At 50.5% G+C, this 20,379-nt stretch carries 14 protein-coding genes; all 14 read left to right on the forward strand.

What is annotated here, in order from left to right:
• Positions 1–52: 52 nt before the first annotated feature.
• Complete coding sequence (locus tag ACOX7T_RS08815) at positions 53–2,044, forward strand: DUF4118 domain-containing protein (RefSeq protein ID WP_433441887.1); 1,992 nt, start codon at positions 53–55, stop codon at positions 2,042–2,044.
• A 380-nt stretch (positions 2,045–2,424) separates the two neighbouring features.
• On the forward strand, positions 2,425–2,502 hold the full coding sequence (gene kdpF, locus ACOX7T_RS08820; RefSeq protein WP_433441960.1) for a K(+)-transporting ATPase subunit F: 78 nt from the start codon (positions 2,425–2,427) through the stop codon (positions 2,500–2,502).
• 31 nt (positions 2,503–2,533) lie between these two features.
• Positions 2,534–4,294, forward strand: coding sequence for a potassium-transporting ATPase subunit KdpA (locus ACOX7T_RS08825; protein ID WP_433441889.1), 1,761 nt, complete (start codon positions 2,534–2,536; stop codon positions 4,292–4,294).
• Positions 4,295–4,310: 16 nt separating this feature from the next.
• Entirely contained in the window at positions 4,311–6,362 is a 2,052-nt protein-coding gene (gene kdpB / locus ACOX7T_RS08830; RefSeq protein WP_433441891.1) for a potassium-transporting ATPase subunit KdpB, read from the forward strand.
• A gap of 14 nt (positions 6,363–6,376) precedes the next feature.
• A complete protein-coding gene (gene kdpC / locus ACOX7T_RS08835; protein WP_433441893.1) occupies positions 6,377–7,048 on the forward strand; it encodes a K(+)-transporting ATPase subunit C in 672 nt (223 codons plus the stop codon).
• Between the two features lie 174 nt (positions 7,049–7,222).
• Positions 7,223–7,417 carry a hypothetical protein gene (locus tag ACOX7T_RS08840; protein WP_433441894.1) on the forward strand — a complete coding sequence of 65 codons (195 nt, stop codon included), beginning with the start codon at positions 7,223–7,225 and terminating at the stop codon, positions 7,415–7,417.
• A 134-nt stretch (positions 7,418–7,551) separates the two neighbouring features.
• Positions 7,552–8,886, forward strand: coding sequence for a TrkH family potassium uptake protein (locus ACOX7T_RS08845; protein ID WP_433441896.1), 1,335 nt, complete (start codon positions 7,552–7,554; stop codon positions 8,884–8,886).
• Positions 8,887–8,904: 18 nt separating this feature from the next.
• Positions 8,905–9,555: a potassium channel family protein gene (locus ACOX7T_RS08850; RefSeq protein WP_433441898.1), complete on the forward strand. Its 651-nt coding sequence runs from the start codon at positions 8,905–8,907 to the stop codon at positions 9,553–9,555.
• Between the two features lie 38 nt (positions 9,556–9,593).
• Complete coding sequence (locus ACOX7T_RS08855; protein ID WP_433441900.1) at positions 9,594–10,079, forward strand: hypothetical protein; 486 nt, start codon at positions 9,594–9,596, stop codon at positions 10,077–10,079.
• Between the two features lie 46 nt (positions 10,080–10,125).
• Positions 10,126–12,771 (forward strand): DUF4118 domain-containing protein, encoded by a 2,646-nt coding sequence (locus tag ACOX7T_RS08860; RefSeq protein ID WP_433441902.1) that lies wholly within the window; start codon positions 10,126–10,128, stop codon positions 12,769–12,771.
• Entirely contained in the window at positions 12,764–13,465 is a 702-nt protein-coding gene (locus ACOX7T_RS08865; protein WP_433441904.1) for a response regulator, read from the forward strand. Before ACOX7T_RS08860 ends, ACOX7T_RS08865 begins: the two co-directional genes overlap by 8 nt.
• Positions 13,466–13,534: 69 nt before the next feature.
• Positions 13,535–14,530: a helix-turn-helix transcriptional regulator gene (locus ACOX7T_RS08870; protein WP_433441906.1), complete on the forward strand. Its 996-nt coding sequence runs from the start codon at positions 13,535–13,537 to the stop codon at positions 14,528–14,530.
• Between the two features lie 87 nt (positions 14,531–14,617).
• On the forward strand, positions 14,618–18,091 hold the full coding sequence (locus tag ACOX7T_RS08875) for a hypothetical protein (protein ID WP_433441908.1): 3,474 nt from the start codon (positions 14,618–14,620) through the stop codon (positions 18,089–18,091).
• Complete coding sequence (locus tag ACOX7T_RS08880) at positions 18,088–20,139, forward strand: hypothetical protein (RefSeq protein ID WP_433441910.1); 2,052 nt, start codon at positions 18,088–18,090, stop codon at positions 20,137–20,139. The genes ACOX7T_RS08875 and ACOX7T_RS08880 overlap by 4 nt, the downstream gene beginning before the upstream one ends.
• Positions 20,140–20,379 lie beyond the last annotated feature (240 nt).

Raw genomic sequence — 20,379 nt, forward strand, 5'->3', positions numbered from 1 at the left:
ACGATAAACAAAATGGTATATTCTCGGAGAAAAGCGGAGAAGGAGAGCGCGTATGGATCAGACAGAAAAAGAGCTGGAATATGCTCCACATAACACAGAAGGTACGGTATCTCCGGGCCGGTTAAAGATATTTTTCGGGTATGCGGCAGGCGTGGGAAAAACATATGCCATGCTGGAGGCGGCCCATCAGCTCCAGAAGGAGGGGATTGATGTTGTCGTAGGCTATGTGGAGCAGCATGCCAGACCGGATACCCAGGCCCTGCTGGAGGGGCTGGAGGTCTTGCCGTGTAAGGAGATCGATTATCGGGGCATCAAGCTCAAAGAGTTCGACCTGGATCAAGCATTGCAGCGGAAGCCGCAGCTTATTCTTGTAGATGAGTTAGCTCACAATAATGCCCGGGGATGTCGGCACACAAAGCGCTATCAAGATGTAGAGGAGCTGCTCAAAGCCGGGATTAATGTCTATACCACGGTCAATGTGCAGCATCTGGAGTCGTTGAACGATTTGGTGTCTTCCATTACGGGCATAGCGGTGAATGAGCGGATTCCGGATCGGGTGTTTGACCGGGCGAACCAGGTTGAGCTGGTGGATATCGAGCCGGACGAGCTGGTGAAGCGGCTTCAGGCGGGCAAGGTATACCGGGAGCGCCAGGCCAAGCAGGCGCTTCAAAATTTTTTTACCACAGAGAATCTGGCGGCGCTGCGTGAGATTGCCATGCGCCGTACAGCAGATCAGTTAAACCGTGCGGCGCTGCAAAAAGGGGAGGAAAAGAGTGCTAAGGCTGGCGAGCACATCCTGATTTGTCTGTCCTCTGCGCCCTCTAACGCCAGGGTAATCCGGACAGCTGCCAGGATGGCAGAGGCTTTTCACAGTGGGTTTACCGCGCTGTTCGTACAGACGCCGGAGACAAAAGAGCTATCTGGCGAGAATCTCAAACGCCTGCGGAATAATTTACATCTGGCAGAGCAGTTGGGCGCTCAAATTTCCACGGTATATGGAACGGATCCAGCCGTACAGATTGCGGAATATGCACGGGTCAGCGGTGTGACAAAGATTATTATGGGACACATGAATCACAGGCAGAACGCCATTACGGGGAAGAAAAGCTTGACAGACCGTCTGCTTGAGCTGACCGACCTGGATGTCTATATTATTCCGGACCATCAGCCTTTGTATAAGAAACCGCTTGGAAAGCTCCACCGGCCTCAAGTGCACTTATCCTTGAGAGATACGGCGATTATGCTGGCGGCGCTTGTATTCTCAACTGCCGTTGGAGCTGTCTTTTATTATGCGGGATTCAGTGAGTCCAATATTATAACGGTCTATATTCTGGGCGTGCTCATGACTGCGGTCTGGACAGGAAGCCACCTTTATGGTGCAGTAAATTCGTTTCTAAGCGTGGCGGCGTTCAATTTCTTTTTTACAGTACCGCGATATTCATTCCAGGCCTCTGATCCCAGCTACTCTGTTACTTTCTTGATTATGCTATTTTCCAGCATGATCGCAAGCTCTCTGGCCAGTCGGGTTAAGGCGCAGGCACGCCTGGCCGCAGAAAAGAGCTACTATACAGAGCTCCTTCTGGAGAACAGTCAAAAACTGCAAAAAGGCAGAACAGAGTGGGAATGTCTGCGCCTGACTGCGGAACAGCTCAGCAGACTTTTTGACCGTCCAGTATTGTATGCGTTAAATGGACCAGAGAGGGAACTGACTTTTCGGGTAGAACCGGAGGATGAAAAAAGTATTTTGGCTGGGTTGGGTTCTGAGGAGATCGGGGTAGCTAAGTGGGTTCAAAAAAACAATAAGCACGCCGGCGCAACTACCAGTACACTGCCGGACTCCAAATGGCTGTTTTTGTCAGTCAGAGGGACACAGGGGGTGATGGGGGTTGTGGGAATCCCGATTGCAGGCTATTCGATTCCGGATGCGTTTGAGAAGAATTTGATGATCGCGATCCTGAACGAATGCGGCCTGAGCCAGGAACGGATCCGATTGGAGGACGAGCGAAACAGGGCAGCTTTGCCGACACAGAAGGAACGTATCTAAGCAAACCTGCTTCGGACAGGGAGCAGCAAAATAAAGTGAGTCATATGAAATATTAATCCTATATTAACATAGCCGTACCTTCCTTAATCTCCGCTTATTAAAGTTTGCGGTATGCTAGGGACGCAAAACGGGAGTTCGTCCGGTTTGCCTGCCGCCGTGGCCTGAGCGGCTTTGATGCCGCCTGCCGATGCTGTACAGACGATAGAAATGCAGCCGGAGGCCGCGCATGCAGTACGCTTTGGAAGAGAGGAGAGCCTCAGACATGATGGACCTATTAATGGTAGGAACCCTGCTGGTATGCTTCGGCCTGATTTGGCTGCTGACGAAGTGGTGCCAGAAGCAGGTAGACGAACAGGAATGACCACGATGGAGGAAAAAATATGATTCTGCTTGGAATTATCGTTTTGCTGCTGGGCAGTTATCTGGTCTACGCTCTGGCGCATCCGGATCGATTCTAACAACGAGGCCACAGTTTAGGAGGAGTTTCATATGTTACAGCTGGCTCTGACAATTCTCATCTGTTTGATAATTGTCATTCCGGTGGGGCGGTACATGTATCATATCGCCGCAGGAAAGCATACCTTTGCCGATCCGGTGTTTAATCGGGTCGACGGAGTGATCTATAAAATCGGCGGAGTAAACCCCGAAAAGGGAATGAACTGGAGGCAGTACGTTCTGGCTCTGGTGGGAACCAACGCCGTCATGGTGTTCATCGGCTACCTGCTCCTGCGTATCCAGAGCATCCCCTTCTTTAACCCCAACGGGATTGGAGGCATGGAGCCCACCCTATCCTTCAACACCATCATCAGCTTCATGACCAACACCAACCTGCAGCACTACTCCGGTGAGAGCGGCCTGAGCTACCTCTCCCAGATGCTGGTCATCATCTTCATGATGTTTGCCTCCGCGGCCACCGGCTACGCCGCCTGCGTTGCGTTCATCCGGGGCCTGGCCGGAAAGAGCAAAGACAATGTGGGCAACTTCTTTGCTGACCTGGTGCGCATCACCACCCGCATCCTGATTCCGTTCTCTGTTGTGGGCGGCATGCTGCTGGTGTGGCAGGGTGTGCCCCAGAATTTCGACAGCAATGTTGTGGTAAAGACACTGGAGGGCACATTCCAGACCATCGCAATGGGCCCCATCGCTGCGCTTGAGATCATCAAGCACTTGGGCACCAACGGCGGCGGCTTTCTGGGCGCCAACTCCTCCACTCCGCTGGAGAACCCCACCATGCTGTCCAACCTCATTGAGATGTATTCCATGATGCTGCTGCCCGGCGCCTGTGTCATCACCTTTGGCAAGATGGTGGGCGACAGCCACAAAGAGCGCATGCAGAACGCCGCGCCCGACAACGCGCTGCCCGCTGCCCGCGAGGGCCTTACCACCCGGATCTTCGGCCGTGAGGGCCGCAGCATCTTTGCCGCCATGGGCATCCTCTTCCTGGTGGGGCTGAGCCTGTGCTTCTGGGCTGAGAGCCAGGGCAACCCTCTGCTGGCGGATATCGGCCTTAACCAGTCTGCCGGCAGTATGGAGGGCAAGGAAGTCCGCTTCGGCATTGCCCAGTCGGCCATGTTCACCACGGTCACCACTGCCTTCACCACCGGCACCGTCAACAACATGCACGATACCCTGACGCCTTTGGGCGGCATGGTGCCCCTGCTGAACATGATGCTCAACGTGGTGTTCGGCGGCAAGGGTGTGGGCCTGATGAACATGATCATGTACGCTATCCTGGCCGTGTTTATCTGCGGCCTGATGGTAGGCCGCACCCCTGAGTATCTGGGGAAAAAGGTGGAAGGCCGTGAGATGAAGCTTACTGCACTGTGTATCATCATCCATCCCTTCCTCATCCTGGCGTTCTCTGCGCTGGCCGTAGCTACCAAGGCTGGTATTGAGGGCATCACCAATCCGGGTTTCCATGGCCTGAGCCAGGTGCTGTATGAGTATGCCTCTTCCGCTGCCAACAACGGATCCGGCTTTGAGGGCCTGGCAGATAACACTTACTTCTGGAACATGACCGCCGGTCTTGCCATGTTCTTTGGCCGCTATCTGTCCATCGTGATCCAGATGGCCATCGCCGGCTCCCTGATGAAGAAGAACCATGTGAATGAGTCCGCCGGCACCCTGCAGACCAACACCTTCTCCTTTGCAGTGATTCTGGTCTTTGTTGTGTACATCTTTGCCGCGCTGACCTTCTTCCCGGCGTTGGCTCTAGGCCCCATTGCGGAGCATCTGACCATCTGGGGCTAAGGAGGATTGTTCAGATATGAGTAAGAAGCAAAATAAGAAACTGTTGACCCCCGAGATCCTGAAACAGGCGCTCGTTGGCTCGGTCAAAAAGCTGGATCCCCGCTACATGATCAAGAACCCGGTCATGTTCGTGGTTGAGATCGGATTCTTTGTTACGCTGCTGCTGACGTTTGTGCCTACTCTGCTTGGCGGTACTGATACCAGCCTGCGTGTTTACAATCTCGTGGTCTCCATCATCCTGTTGGTGACCGTCCTCTTTGCCAACTTTGCCGAGTCGGTGGCGGAAGGCCGCGGCAAGGCCCAGGCGGCCAGTCTGAAGAAGACCCAGAAGGATACACAGGCGCATCTGCTATACGAGAACGGCAGCGAGACCATTGTCTCCTCCAGCGAGCTGAAGAAGGGCGATGTCGTCATGGTGGTGGCCGGCGAGGTCATCCCCGGCGACGGCGAGGTCATCGAGGGCATCGCCTCCGTAGACGAATCCGCCATCACCGGCGAGTCCGCCCCTGTGGTCCGTGAGAGCGGCGGCGACTTCTGCTCTGTCACCGGCGGCACCACCGTGGTGTCCGACTGGCTGAAGATCCGCATCACCTCCGAGCCGGGCAACAGCTTTCTGGACCGGATGATCGCCCTGGTTGAGGGCGCTTCCAGAAAGAAGACCCCCAACGAGATCGCGCTGAACACTCTGCTGGTGTCCCTGACCATCATCTTCCTCATCGTCATCGTGACGCTGTATCCCATTGGCGTGTACAGCGGTGTGCAGCTGCCTGTCTCCACGCTGATCGCGCTGATGGTCTGCCTGATCCCCACCACCATCGGCGGCCTGCTCTCCGCCATTGGCATCGCCGGCATGGACCGTGTGACCCGCTTCAATGTCATCGCCATGTCCGGTAAGGCCGTCGAAGCCTGCGGCGACGTGGACACCATGATCCTGGACAAGACCGGAACCATCACCTTCGGCAACCGCCTGGCTGCCGATTTCATCCCCGTGGAGGGCGCCAGCCGCAGCGACCTGATCCGGTGCGCCGCCCTGACCAGCCTTCACGATGAGACGCCCGAAGGCAAGTCCACGCTGGAACTGGCCCGCCGCCTGGGCGACACCAGTGAGGAGCAGGCCGGATCCGCTTTTATGGAGTTCACCGCACAGACCCGCATGAGCGGTGTGGACCTGCCCAACGGCACCCGTGTCCGCAAGGGCGCTTCCGATGCCATCGAGCAGTATGTCAAGGAGCAGGGCGGCAAGATCCCCGCTGATCTCCACACCCATGTGGAGGAGGTCTCCTCCCTGGGCGGCACGCCTCTGGTGGTGTGCGAGAATAACAGGGTTCTGGGCGTCATCTACCTGAAAGATACCGTGAAGCCCGGCATGGCGGAGCGCTTTGCGCGTCTGCGCGCCATCGGCATCAAGACCATCATGTGTACCGGCGACAATCCTCTGACCGCTGCCACCATCGCCAAGGAGGCCGGTGTGGACGGTTTCATTGCCGAGTGCAAGCCGGAAGACAAGATCAGCGTGATCAAGAAGGAGCAGGCTGAGGGCAAGATCGTGGCCATGACCGGCGACGGCACCAACGACGCCCCCGCTCTGGCGCAGGCCAACGTTGGTCTGGCCATGAACTCCGGCACCACCGCCGCCAAGGAAGCGGCCAACATGGTGGACCTGGATTCCGACCCCACCAAGATCCTGGAGGTCGTTGAGATCGGCAAGCAGCTGCTGATCACCCGCGGCTCTCTGACCACCTTCTCCATTGCCAACGATATCGCCAAGTACTTTGCCATTATCCCCGCTATGTTTATGGCGTCCATTCCCCAGCTGGGCGTGCTGAACATCATGCACCTGACCACGGAGTACAGCGCCATCCTGTCCGCGCTGATTTTCAACGCCATCATCATTCCCTGCCTGATCCCCCTGGCCATGAAGGGCGTCAAGTACCGCCCCATGTCCTCCGGCAAGATGCTGGCTCGGAATATGATGATCTATGGCCTGGGCGGTGTCATCACGCCCTTTGTCGGAATCAAGATCATCGACATGATTATTGCGCCTGTCCTGCAGGCTATGGGCTTCTAAGGAGGATTCCCAAGATGAACGAGACAACAAGCAATAAAATCCTGCACAATGTGCGCCAGGCTGTGGCCGTGACGCTGATCCTGCTGCTGCTGTGCGGCTTTGTGTTCCCCGTTGTGCTCAGCGGCCTGTCTGCGGTGATCTTTCCCCACCAGGCCAAGGGCAGCATGGTGACTGCGGACGGTATCGCCGTAGGCACGGCTAACGTGGGGCAGGACTTCACCGAGCCTTATTTCATGAAGTGCCGTCCCTCTGCGTATCACTACAATACTTACTACGAGGACGAGGAGGGCAACCGGTTCTATAACGACGGGACTGAGTTTGCCGGACTCGCCTCCGGCAGCAACAACTATGCCGCCTCCAACCCGGCTCTGGTAGAGCGGGTGGAGGCCGACATCGAGAAATTCCTGGCTGCCAACTCCGAGATTAGCCGGGAAGAGCTGCCTGCCGACCTGATGACGGCTTCCGGCTCCGGTTTGGATCCCCATGTGTCTCCCGAAGGTGCTCAGGTGCAGATCCCTGCTCTGGCAGAGGCCTCCGGTCTGAGCGAGGAGGAACTGGAGCAGATTATGGCGGATAATACCAGGGGTAAGCTGCTGGGCATTTTCGGTGAGGAGACCGTCAATGTGCTGGGCGTAAACCTGGACATTGCCAAGGCCATGGGCCTTGTGGGCGAAGTTTCCAAGTAAGCATGCTCCCCACAGTTTTCTGACAGAGGTCAGGGTTTCTCGGAAGGCCGGGAGATTCGTCTGAATATTTGGACGAATCTCTCGGCTTTTATCGATTCTTAATTCCATAGATACAATCTTTTCCCCGGTTTTAGTCCTGCCGCGTTATGATAAGCCTGTAAGGAGGAGAGCGTTATGCTTATGCTCAAAAAGCGCATGTCTCGCATGGAAAAGCAAGTGGATGCCTCTTTAGAAAGGTTTATCTTTCAGCATAAAGTCTTGGGTGTGTTAATGCTCTTTATTGGGATGCCGTTGCTTACATTACTTGCAGTGTGCATTTGCACCACTGTAATCGCGCTACCTATGGCAATGGCGCTTGGCTGGGCGTAAGAGTTCCGCCAAGCGCCATTGCCTTCTTAATGCCGTCTTAATATGCAGATAAATAAATTAACACCTCTTTTAGACCATATATGGATAATGGGGATATAAAGAACAGATAAAGACGCATTAAGAGGTGGAGGCTTGTGTGGCAGCTTTTGCACAAAAGCAATAAGTCCCCGTTCCAGATCATCATATTCGGTTTTTTGCTTGTCATACTCACAGGAAGCATTCTCCTGATGCTCCCGCTGTCAACACGGGAAGGCACGGTTACGCCTTTTTTGGATGCGCTGTTTACATCCACATCTGCGGTATGTGTAACAGGCTTGGTCATTCATGATACCGCCACCTATTGGTCGGAATTTGGGCAGCTTATTATTATCCTTCTGATCCAAATCGGCGGTTTAGGCGTTGTTACCGTGGCGGGCGCATTTGCCATTCTTTCCGGCCGCAGAATCGGCCTGATGCAGCGCAGTACCATGCAGGAAGCGATTGCAGCACCCCATGTAGGCGGTATTGTGCGGCTGACCGGGTTCATTCTGAAAACAGCTTTGGCTGTCGAGCTGCTGGGAGCAGCATTGCTCTTTCCTGTATTCTGCAAGGAATTCGGCCTTATAAGAGGCGCATGGTACGCTTTGTTTCACTCAATATCCGCTTTTTGCAACGCAGGCTTCGACCTGATGGGTATAAAGGCTCCGTTTTCTTCTTTAACAGATTATGCGGCACAGCCCGTTGTTTCTGTGGTAATCGCCCTTTTAATCGTGGTTGGAGGAATCGGCTTTTTGACCTGGGAGGATATCCGCACAAATCGGCTGAGCTTCCACAAATATCGAATGCAAAGTAAGGTAATCCTGACTGTAACGGGCGCACTGATTCTAATTCCAGCCATCTATTTTTTCTTTTTTGAATTTGCAGGAAAACCAATCGGAGAAAGAGTGCTGTTGTCCGTCTTCCAGTCGATAACGCCCAGAACGGCTGGCTTTAATACAGCGGATTTAACAGCTATGAGTGAAACCGGTCAGTCGGTTATTACAATTTTGATGCTGATTGGCGGTTCACCGGGTTCTACCGCGGGCGGTATGAAGACCACTACCCTGGCGGTCTTGCTGGCAAGTGCGCTTGCTGTTTTCCGGCGGAGAGAAAACCCCCATTTTTTTAACCGGCGGGTGTCGAATGAGACGGTGTCTCAGGCCGCGACCATTCTGATGATGTACTTAATTCTGTTTTTAGTCGGTGGATTGGTTATCAGCAGAATAGAAGAGATTCCCGTCCTCACCTGCCTGTTTGAGACAGCTTCTGCCATTGGAACGGTAGGGCTTTCCCTGGGGATTACGCCGCAGCTGCATTGGATTTCACACCTTATCCTGATTGGATTGATGTTTTTCGGCCGTGTTGGCGGACTGACGCTTATCTTCGCGGCGCTTTCAAATACGCAGGGAACGAATGCACGGCTGCCTCAGGAGCGCATTACAGTTGGGTAAAAGAAAGGATAAGAGCTTATGAAAACGATTCTGTTGATAGGTTTGGGCCGTTTTGGCCGCCATATTGCGATGAAATTGAACGAATTGAACCATCAGGTCATGGCAGTGGATAAAGACGAGGAGAAAGTAAATGCCGTTCTGCCCTTCGTGACCAACGCGCAGATTGGGGACAGCACCAGTGAGGAATTCCTTTCCGCCCTTGGTGTTCGGAACTTTGATGTGTGCATTGTGGCCATCGGCGACAATTTTCAGAGTTCTTTGGAGACTGCCTCGCTATTAAAAGAATTGGGCGCCCAAAAGGTGGTGGCCAGGGCCGCACGGGATGTTCAGGCAAAATTCTTGCTGCGGAATGGCGCTGATGAGGTGGTATATCCTGAAAAGCAGATGGCAGTTTGGACGGCTATCCGCTATAGCTCCGATCACATTTCAGATTATATTGCGCTGGGAGATGATCACGCCATCTTTGAGGTTGAAGTTCCGGACAGCTGGATTGGAAAAACGATAGGCCAGCTAGATGTGAGAAAACGGTATCATGTCAACATTATGGCCATCAAACAGAATGGCAAATTCGCAATGACGGTTATTACTCCGGATACCTGCTTGCCGGCGCATAGCACCATTCTGGTTCTGGGAACACAGCGCGATATTCAAAAGTGCTTCCATATATAAAACGCGCCGGAGCCATGGCGTAAAATGGAGGGAAAGAGATGGAAGACTTTGTTTTGCTGGGTGGTTTTGCTGCTATCATAATATTGGGCTATTTTGTGATGGCAAGGGTAGATCTTTTTTTGGAAAAAGTGAGAAGACAAAATGCGGAGCAGGGAAGAATACACCCGCTAAATATTGCAACCTCGAGCTTTAACGCGATACCATCCGTTATAAATATTCTAAATGATATGGAAGCCAGATATCCAGACGTGCAGTATAACCTGTGTTTTGGGCCGGAGCAGGAAGTGATCAGAGTTTTTGAGGTTGGAGACGCTGATGTAGCAATTGTATCTGCCCAGGCAGAAAGCAGGGGGGCGGCACAACAGAAAGACATTATCATTGACCCGCAGCCTGCTTTTATGGAGAACGGCAGTTTGACGATAAAAGCGTTTGACCAAGCCCCGCAGGACAAGAAGGTCCTGTGGAAGGATGGCAATGCGCATGTTTTGACCGCAGAATTTGTTCGGCAATTTTGCGGATACTGACCTCGAAAATATGCTATAATACCTCTATTTGAGGGGGGAGCTTTCAATGGATACAGCCACGCTGCCCAGCCAGAGGAAAAAAGAAAAACGGGGAGAGCTCACGATTTTTTGCAGCTATTTTCCGGGCACAGGAAAGAGCTATGCGATGCTGGAGGCTGCTGATAAAGCCAGACAAGCAGGAGCGGACGTTGTGATAGGACTGCTCTCTGCTGAACAGTGGCCCGAAACCGAGGCATTGGCACAGAAATTTGAGATCTTGCCCCATAAGACTGCCGTATACGCCGGACAGAGAAGCGATGAAATTGATTTGGGTGCCTGTTTAAAAAGGCTGCCCCAGCTGATTTTAATTGATGAGCTGTCCCATTTGAATGCGGATGACTCTCGGCACGCGAAACGTTATCAGGACATAGAGGAATTACTGAAAGCTGGCATGGATGTCTATACCACGCTGGATGTTCAGCATATTGAAAGCATTCAGGATTCGGTTTCCTCCATATTGGAATCTCCGATACGGGATCGTATTCCGGATCGGGTATTTGATCAGGCGGCGCGGGTGGAATTTATTGATATTGAACCGGAAAGACTGAGGCAGCGCTTTTTTGAGCAAAAGAAAGAAGAGATGATTTCCGCCTATTCGCTACCGCGATTAAGTGCCCTTCATGAAATTGGTCTGCGGCGCTGTGCAGACCGGGCGGCGCTGCATACCTTGACATCCCATGGTAAGAAAGAATATTGTACACGGGAGCATATTTTAGTTTGCCTTTCTTCGGCACCGTCCAATGAAAAAATTATACGCACAGCAGCGCGAATGGCGGGCGCCTTTCGATGTGGATTTACGGCGCTCTTTGTAGAAACGAAAGAATTCCAGTGGATATCCCAGCTGGATAAAGACAGGCTCCAGGCAAATATTCATCTGGCGCAGCAGCTCGGGGCGTCCATTGAGACAGTCTACGGGGATGATGTGGCGTATCAAATTGCTGAGTTTGCGCGGCTGTCAGGGGTCACGAAAATTGTGCTGGGCCGCAGCGGCATACCCCGACGGCTATTCTTCCGAAAGCTCTCTTTAACCGAACGGCTGATTGAACTCGCACCGGAGCTTGACATTCACATCATTCCAGATAATGGAGTGAACGGCCAGCTTGTGGCCAGACATCGGGAAGCAATACATATACCCACCATCTCGATGCTCGATTTATTAAAGAGCATAGCGATCCTGATTCTAACCACATTAATCGGATTTCTGTTTTATAATTGGGGATTTACGGAAGCAAATATCATTACGCTGTATATCTTGGGTGTTATGCTGATATCCGTGTTCACAAAGAGTTCTATATGCAGTTTTATTGCTTCTGTCGTCGGTGTGCTGACATTCAACTTCTTTTTTACTTATCCCAGGTTTTCTCTGCATGCCTATGACAGTGGGTATCCGATAACATTCCTGGTTATGTTTCTGGTCTCTTTGATTACCGGCTCTTTGGCGGCCAAGCTGAAATCTCACGCCAAGCGCTCTGCCCAGGTAGCATGGCGCACCAAGCTTCTCTTTGAAACGAATCAGAATCTTCAAAAGGCGGGGACACAGGAAGAGATTGTTTCTGTAACGGCAAAGCAGCTACTAAAAATATTTCAGCGGGATATTGTTGCGTACCAGGTTGGGCAAGAGGGGCTGATGAAGCCGGAGGTCTTTCTTGTAAACGATATGGAATCACCAATTCCTTTTACCTCAGAAAAGGAACAGAAAGTAGCACAGTGGGTGGTAGCAAACAATAAGCGGGCAGGTGCGGGAACCGATAATCTTTCCGATTCCGCCTGTACCTATCTGTCCATTCGGACGGGAGAGCGGGTATATGGCGTTGTAGGGATTGCCGTATCAGGTAAGCCGCTCGATTCTTTTGAGACAAGCATTCTTCTCTCGGTTTTGGGGGAATGCGCGCTTGCCCTTGAAAACCAAAAGAACATAGAGGAGAAGGAAGCCGCCGCAGTTTTGGCCAAGAATGAACAGCTGCGGGCCAACCTGCTGCGCTCCATTTCCCACGACTTGCGTACACCGCTTACCTCTATTTCGGGAAATGCAAGCAATTTGCTTTCCAATGGCGCGCTGTTTGACACAAAGACCAAGGAACAGATGTATACTGATATCTACGATGATGCCATGTGGCTTATTAATCTGGTAGAGAACCTGCTGTCTGTCAGCCGGCTGGAAGAAAGCAAAATGAATCTGCACATGTCCACAGAACTGATTGACGAGGTGGTGGCAGAGGCGCTCCGCCATATCAATCGAAAAAGTGTGGAGTACCACCTGAATGTACAAAATAGCGAAGATTATGTTCTGGCACAGATTGACGCAAAGCTGATAATACAAGTTTTGATTAACATTGTGGATAACGCCATCAAGTACACACCGCCCGGATCACAGATTGACATTGGGTGGAAACGGCAGGGAAGATTCATTTATATTTCCATCGGGGATAATGGGCCGGGAATTCCGGACCAGGCTAAGCCGCACATATTTGATATGTTTTACAGTGCGTCCAATCGAATTGCGGACAGCCGCCGCAGTATGGGGTTAGGCCTGGCCTTGTGCAAGTCCATTATCAATGCCCATGGCGGAGAGATTACCGTGGAGGACAATGTGCCGCATGGCTCGATTTTTACATTTTCCGTGCCAGCTGGGGAGGTAGAATTGCATGAATAAGCCGTTGATTTTGGTGGTTGAGGACGATACGCCTGTCCGCAACTTGATCACCACCACACTAAAAGCCCACGATTACCGCTTCCTGACGGCTGCAAACGGAGAATCTGCCGTTTTGGAGGCGTCTTCCCACAATCCTGAAATCATCCTTTTGGATCTGGGCCTGCCGGATATGGATGGAGTGGAGGTTATTCATAAAGTCCGTTCCTGGTCCAATATGCCCATTATTGTAATCAGTGCCCGCAGTGAGGATACCGATAAGATCGAAGCGCTGGATGCCGGTGCGGACGACTATTTAACAAAGCCCTTTTCTGTGGAAGAACTGCTTGCCCGGCTGCGGGTCACACAGCGGCGTCTGGCCGCACTGCAGATTGGCACGATCAATACAGACGCGGTGTTTACAAACGGCAAGTTAAAGGTAGACTATGCGGCCGGCTGTGCCTTTTTGGATGGGGAGGAACTTCATTTAACACCCAGCGAGTATAAGCTGCTATGCCTACTTTGCAAAAATGTGGGTAAGGTGCTGACCCACACGTTTATTACGCAGCAGCTCTGGGGGAGAAGCTGGGATAACGATGTGGCGTCGCTGCGTGTATTTATGGCCACGCTCCGAAAGAAACTGGAAAAGGAACCGCAATCACCTCAGTATATTCAGACGCATATTGGGGTTGGATACCGTATGATGAAAGTGGAATAACCGTGGATAGCCTCAGGCAAGGAAAGGTGAAGCAAAAGGCTTAGGCAAATTAAAATGTGGAGGGATGATATGAGTCGTACCAGACTGCTGCATATCCTTTCAATTTTGGAAACCGAGACCAATATATCCTGCGGGCTGACATTACAGGAAATTTGCCGAATCCTATTTGAAAAGTACCCGGAAGAAACTTGCTCTGAACAGCGGGTTCGTGAAGACATCTCTGTGCTGCAGGCGCTCAGCGAAGAGAAACTCATAGCGTTTGAATTAAAGTGTGAGTCCGGTCCTCATAATCAGCGAAAGTATAAGCTATATCATCCTGCATTTGGACTGAATGAGGCTCGGATGGTGTTTGATTCAATCTCTATCAGTCAGTTTTTAAGCCAGACGCAAAAGAACTCACTTATATCGCAGCTGGAAGGTTTTCTTTCCCGGAGCGAAGTGCAGCAGTTAAAGCAGCGTGTCCGGGTAAGGCCCTGTTTAATGCAGAATGAGATGCTTCCGCAGACACTTCAGGTAATTTACCGGGCAATTGATGAACGAAAATGCCTGCATTTTGATTATTCAAGATTTGATATAACAGGGCGGCAACAGATCAGAAAAACTTACCGCCACATTCGCCCGATTCAAGTTGTATGGGAGCGGGAACATTATTATTTGGTGGCCATAAATCCGGAACACGCCGAAAACGACCAGCAAAGGAATTACCGCATTGACCGAATGAGAAATGTCACCTTTGACACCGGGGAGTGGAGGCGTGTGAATAAACTCGGGTTCAGCTATGGCCAATTTGATATGTTTTCCGCCAAAGAAAAACGGGTTGTGACATTCCGGGTACATCAGGACCTGCTTGACATGGTATTTGAAACGTTTGGAACGAATATCATATGCCGTCCTGATGATGAACGGCAGGGGTGGATTGTATTCTCTGCTGAAGTGGAACTATCTGCTGGCTTTGACCGATGGGTGCTCCGGCAGACAGACAAAATAGAAGTGTTAGCGCCCCTATTGGTGCGCAATCGTATCCATCAACTGCTGCAAAATATTATCGAAAGCTACCGCGAATAAGCGGTAGCTTTTTTGCTAGTTTTTCATATTTCAAAAAACTGATTTGTTATTCTCATCATAGAGTCATCATAAATTCGGAGGTCGCCCATGAGAAATGAACTTGAACAATACTTCTCAGATCCTTATGAATCCAGTGGGCTGCTGATAGCAGAAGCACCTACCGGATATGGAAAGACATACGAGACCATCCAGGCAATTTACCGTTATATTGAAAAGGGAGGGACGTCTCAAGTCCTGTTTGTCACAAATCTGCTTAAAAATCTGCCTGTAGATGAATTGCGAAATATTTATGAAAAGAATGGCAGGGGTGCTCTGTTCGAAAAAGAAGTGCTGGTCCTGTCCTCTGCTGCGTCGAGTGTGGAGAAGGCTATTTTGACAGAAGAAATTCCATTGGAGTTCCAGACGGACGCATACCAGGAACTTTTATCTGCCTGTGAGAAGAAAAAACAATATCAGCAGCAATTTGGCGAGGCAGGCAAAGCGCTGACAAAGCACCTTGAAGACCAAATCCGTGAGAAACTGGAACCTCAATTCCGGCGTGAGCTGGAACTACACCTTCAAAAGAAGTTTCCGGGGGAGCCGGGGCCTCGCCGGGAGGCGATCCGAAGCAAGGAAAAATACAAATGGATGGCAAAATTCTATCCGTCTGTTTTCTGGGCGGAATATAAGGTGCTTCTGCTATCTGTAAAGAAACTCATGGTGCGCAATATTTCCCTGGTAGAGCCCGGTTTTGAATGCCTATCTGAGCGGATGCTGAAAGACAAAATCGTATGTATAGATGAGTTTGACGCTTCACGGTCGGTTATCTTGGACAGCCTGATTGAGCGGGCGCTTGGCCTGCGGGCGGATTACCTGCAATTATTCCTGCAGGTTTATCGGGGCGCTACCACCCATCAAATATCCCGTGAGCTGGAGACGGTCCGAAATGCTTCTGAGTCTGGGCGCACCCTTACATGGGAAAAGCTTTTAAAAGAGGCGCAGGATATCTATCAGGAAGGCGCCCTTTATTACAGCATGAAGACCGTGGATACGGCAGCGGATGAAGGAAGGAACTTCCTGTTTCACGATACGTCTTATCACACGGTTCTGGACGGCAATCGTACACACATACGCGCAGTCTGTAATGAAACAGAGGCTCAAGTTCAGATTCACTTCGAAGAAAGAGACACGTACTATGCCCACCAGGATGAGCCTCGCATTGTGCTTCAAAACCTTTTGCGGAGAATCCATGTATTTTTGTTGCGTTTTCAGAGGTATGTGTATGGGTGGGCGGGCGCTTATGCCGGACAGGTCAATGCAGGCAGGCAGCAAGAGGAAGAGCTTTATACCATAGCCGCCGCAACTGAGACCATTTTTCGACAGTTCGATTTGACATCAGAACAAACTCGGCTGATGTCAGAAGAGCTTGCGGACAGCAAGGGAGGACGTTCCCTGCAGGACGTAATTTCCCCCGATTTGTCCTTTTATGAAACCGGATTTCGTCTTTTTGAATTCATTGATGACGACCATCACCGGGCCCAAACATATTTGCAGTATCTGCAGATGCGAAATACACCGGAACATGTGCTCTTGTACCTTTGCCGCCAAGCGAAGGTAGTTGGTATCTCAGCGACAGCGGCCTTGCCCACCGTCCTTGGAAATTATGATTTGAAGTATGTAAAGGAGCAGCTGAAAGGACATTACCACGAACTTTCCCATGAGACAGAGGACTCCATCCGAAGAGAGCTGGAGTCGCTGTGGAGCCCATACAGAGAGGGCAGGATTCAGGTGGATTTGCAGGTGGTGGACCGGGGCAAGGACCATCTACTGCTCTCTGAACGGATGGAAGATATTTTCGGACAAGAAGTGCTGGCACAAAAATATACGCATCGCTTTACGGCTTTGGGCGCCGAAGAATATGTTCAAAAGCGATATTGCAACATCTTTGCGGCGATGAAAGCTTTCTGGACACACCCGGATATCCGCGCGTTTCTCTGCCTGAATCAAGTGCTGCCGATGCCGGGGAAACGAGCTATGGATGAAAATCTGCTGAGAGACGCATGGAAAGACCTTCAGAAACGATATGCTCCGCAGGCTGTCGGAGAAATGACCGTCTTGCGCAGCGGAGAGCAGTTTGAGGAGAGCAAAGAGCACTTGCTTCAGGAGCTGCAAAACGGGGCCAGGCGCTTTGTACTATCCAGCTATCAGACACTTGGAGCGGGGCAAAATTTGCAGTATCCGATTCAAGAATTGAGTAATCTAGTTGTACTGAATGCTGAATATGATGAAAAAGACCCCAGATTTCAGAAAAAAGATTTCGATGCGCTGTATTTGGGGGATGTCACGCATACCGTTGTGAACCTAAATGAGGATACCCCTTTGCGTGCGCAGGAGTTAATGAAGTTCTGCTTTCAGGCAGAGTGTCTCTATGAAAACGACGAGATTTCCTATCACACATTGCATCATCTGCTCAAAGATGGCATCAGCCGCTTTTCTGGGAGACGTCCGCTAAATGCGCTTGCCCAGAGTATGTTGCGAAAAAGCGGCAGCATTCATGGCCAGATTACGCGGGATGTAATCCAGGCGGTTGGACGTATGGGGCGGACTTTCTTGAAAAACCCGACTGTGTATCTGTTTACCACGGAGAAAACCCTGTATGATTTGGAACTTTCCTGTCTGGACGGGCGTATTTTAAGCACTGAAATGGAGGCGCTGCGGAAGGCGCGAGCCGATTTGGGCGGTGGAGAAACCTGTATTGATCACACCCACAATGAAGCGGAACGCAAAGCGACCAGAGGTAACACATACATTTTGCGGATGCTGAATGTGGATTGGACCGAAGAGACCATGGCGCTGTGGAAAGCGCTGCGTCAAACAGTCCTTCAATATCCCAGAGCCGAACTTGAGACCCTGCAAGGGAATCCCACTATACGAACCTACTATATCCCGTTGGCAGCGGATAGGCGCTGCTACTTCTATGCGCAGAAGGGAGACTTTTCGGAAGTTATCCTCTCGTTTGACCAGGATAAAACGCAGTTTGCGGCAACGCTCCCGGAGGGCTTGTCTCCTTCGACCGTGAGTGAGGAAGAGGCACGCCTCGCGCAAATCCTGTCGTATCCGGGATTAAAGGAGCATTTTATCCGTCATGGATGGGCTACGGAGTTTGGAACCGGCCCATATATTATGAGCCCTGTTCTGTTTCAGAATATTTATAAAGGCGTGCTGGGAGAGACAGCGGGAAAGTTTATTTTGGAGAGGGAACTGGGGCTTACGCTGCGTGAGATTGAAGACCCGGAAAAATTTGAATTGTTTGACTTTGCTGCTGACGGGAATATCTTCTTTGACTTTAAGCACTGGAAAGGGAATATGCAGGTGGAGGAAAGGCCCATACGGACTAAAATTCTGAAAAAATTGGATGGGGCAGGCGGTAAAAGGGCGTTTATTATCAATCTGTTCTCGGACGGAGTATCCAAGCCGTCCTGCACCAGCGACGGACGTCTCGTTGAAGTGCCGGGACTGCTTCTTCCAACCGGTCAGCTTGACCAATCCGCATTGGATTACATAAGGGGGGTTCTCTTGTGATTCATACCAATCAAATGGAGATTGCTTTTGATTTTGAAGCAATTGCAAGGGAATTTTCGATTTTTGAGGCAAGGAGAGATCAGGGGAACTATTGGAAAAGCAGGATTCCGGATGTCGCCTTACAGGAGTGCAGAGCGTTGGCCGTAGTGTATGAACAGGGGCCAAGCTGCTATATCTTATACAAGCGTAATTCCGCTGAACAGTACTCGCTCAAACAGACATTGGAACGCTGTGAAGACAATGTGCGGGTGCAGGAAATTTCGGCCCAGACATTGGCTGAAACGAAAAAACATCTTTTGGTTCAGCTGCTGTGCAATGCGCTTCCCAGCCTTCAAACGGACGGTGCATTGTATCATAATGTGACTGGAAGGCTGTATTACATGCAATCCGGCTGGGTCTATCGCCGTAAAGAGCTGCTGGCCAGCTTCTGGGTGCTCCAAATTTCATTTGCAAAAAACTGCTGCGTAAAGCTGGAGGTCAAAACCTTTAGCAATGTTCGCATAAGGCAAGATCTAAAGAATCGGCCCCAATATCTTTTCGATCCTGAATGCTACATACTACGGCGGGAATTGAAAGAAGAGCTGGATAAAAATGTAGAGCACTTTGCAATTGGGGCACTTACCCAAAGACGAAAGAATACGGTACCTTTTTTGGAATTTGGCTCCCTGTCTGACTATAAAAATTGCAAAGTTGGAATTTTGTATCAGTTTTTGCAGGATGTGCAGACATGGCTGTCTCCGTATCTGTCTTTCACAATGATTTCGTTCGACGAAAGTACGCATCTTGGGACATGCAGCTCAGACAATAGTATGGAAGGAATCCGAAACCGGCTGAGAGAGATACCGCTGTATTTGGAGGACACCGTACAAAATGAGGAATCGCACACATTGGTCTCCATGCTGCGCTATGAACTGGAACGATATAGTCAAATTACCTTCGTGGAGGGAACGCCGGGAAGAGGGGATGCACTGCTTCGGATTATACATCATCCTCCGTTCTATGAAGACCACCCGGAAGATGATGATTATTTAAAAGCGCCTAAGGATTGCATTGTGCAGCATGTAACGGTTGAAGATTTCCAACTGACTGGCATGAATAGGCGCGGAACAAGAGAAAAAGAAGACCATAAACTGCTGAAAGTCATCCAGGAACTTGCCATTAAAATCGATATCAACCGACGGCAGATGACATGCTATGATTGGCCTAAACTCGGGTTTCATAAACCTGTTACGTTTGTCACGGCAACTTCAGACTATACGGACAAAAGCAAGCCCATATGTTATGATATGCTCCGTGTGCAACCGGATGGAAAACTGCATTTTGAATCGTGGCAGCAATCGTTCTGCGAGGATAACACAGAACGAGAAAAGATTTCCGCTGTATTTGAAACATCCTACGGCAAGCTTGACAGCATGATTAAGGACGTTGTCTATGAAGAGGAAGATAACATCCATATTATTTACGACACGGACCGCTATACGCTCCCCGATATGCAAGGCCTTAAGCAGCGCCTCAGCGCTACACGGGATGAGGAACAAATTTCAGTAAAGCCGCTTATGGAGGCGATACGGAAATACTCCTATGACCTAGCCGGCAGGGAAAGAGAGCAGTGCCAGAGTATACTGGATGAAATAGCCCAACATGGAATACAGGTTAGCAGAAGAGACGTGCGGCGAATTTTTAATTTGAAAAGTAAACTGGGCAGGGAAATAAACCAATTTGTTTTTGAGGAGACCGGTGTTTTGATTGGAAATACGCTGAAAAGCGCTGAAAATAGAGAATCGCTTTTCAGCCCGGTGTTAGGAATTCGGCATTTTTGTGAAGGCGATGCCCAGTACTACTACGCAGGATATCTTGGGAAATCCATGAACCGGTCATTGCCTCACGCCTGTAGAATCCGAAAGGTTTGCTCAACGGGCCAAACATTACAGTTCCAGCGATACCTGCCGCTGCTTGAGGTGGATTTCATACGTGCAAATGGATGGACTGTCATTCCTTTTCCATTCAAGTATTTGCGGGAATGGAAAGCACAGCAGAAACAGAGTTAAATTTATAGTGCTATAAGCAAAGAGTTGGAATTAAATTTCTTGTATTATTTCTAATGGCTTATAGCCGTTTTTGTTCCGTTCTCATTACTCTTTAGCGTTTTTTGAACGTACTGTTTCCGTGTACTCCGAGTGGCACTGTGGCTGAAAATGTGGTCAGAGAAAAGCTGCAGGAGATATTATGCTCTGATCACAGTTCCGGTTTACATGATGATTTTAGCACGGAGTTAACAAAGATAGGGA

Origin of the sequence: Pseudoflavonifractor sp. (assembly GCF_050943825.1) — a bacterium.
GTDB lineage: Bacteria > Bacillota > Clostridia > Oscillospirales > Oscillospiraceae > Pseudoflavonifractor.

Excerpts from the sequence above, each read along its gene's own strand:
- ACOX7T_RS08815 (WP_433441887.1), top strand. The coding sequence starts at position 53 with ATGGATCAGACAGAAAAAGAGCTGGAATATGCTCCACATAACACAGAA.
- kdpF (WP_433441960.1), top strand. The coding sequence starts at position 2,425 with ATGATTCTGCTTGGAATTATCGTTTTGCTGCTGGGCAGTTATCTGGTC.
- ACOX7T_RS08825 (WP_433441889.1), top strand. The coding sequence starts at position 2,534 with ATGTTACAGCTGGCTCTGACAATTCTCATCTGTTTGATAATTGTCATT.
- kdpB (WP_433441891.1), top strand. The coding sequence starts at position 4,311 with ATGAGTAAGAAGCAAAATAAGAAACTGTTGACCCCCGAGATCCTGAAA.
- kdpC (WP_433441893.1), top strand. The coding sequence starts at position 6,377 with ATGAACGAGACAACAAGCAATAAAATCCTGCACAATGTGCGCCAGGCT.
- ACOX7T_RS08840 (WP_433441894.1), top strand. The coding sequence starts at position 7,223 with ATGCTTATGCTCAAAAAGCGCATGTCTCGCATGGAAAAGCAAGTGGAT.
- ACOX7T_RS08850 (WP_433441898.1), top strand. The coding sequence starts at position 8,905 with ATGAAAACGATTCTGTTGATAGGTTTGGGCCGTTTTGGCCGCCATATT.
- ACOX7T_RS08855 (WP_433441900.1), top strand. The coding sequence starts at position 9,594 with ATGGAAGACTTTGTTTTGCTGGGTGGTTTTGCTGCTATCATAATATTG.
- ACOX7T_RS08860 (WP_433441902.1), top strand. The coding sequence starts at position 10,126 with ATGGATACAGCCACGCTGCCCAGCCAGAGGAAAAAAGAAAAACGGGGA.
- ACOX7T_RS08865 (WP_433441904.1), top strand. The coding sequence starts at position 12,764 with ATGAATAAGCCGTTGATTTTGGTGGTTGAGGACGATACGCCTGTCCGC.
- ACOX7T_RS08870 (WP_433441906.1), top strand. The coding sequence starts at position 13,535 with ATGAGTCGTACCAGACTGCTGCATATCCTTTCAATTTTGGAAACCGAG.
- ACOX7T_RS08875 (WP_433441908.1), top strand. The coding sequence starts at position 14,618 with ATGAGAAATGAACTTGAACAATACTTCTCAGATCCTTATGAATCCAGT.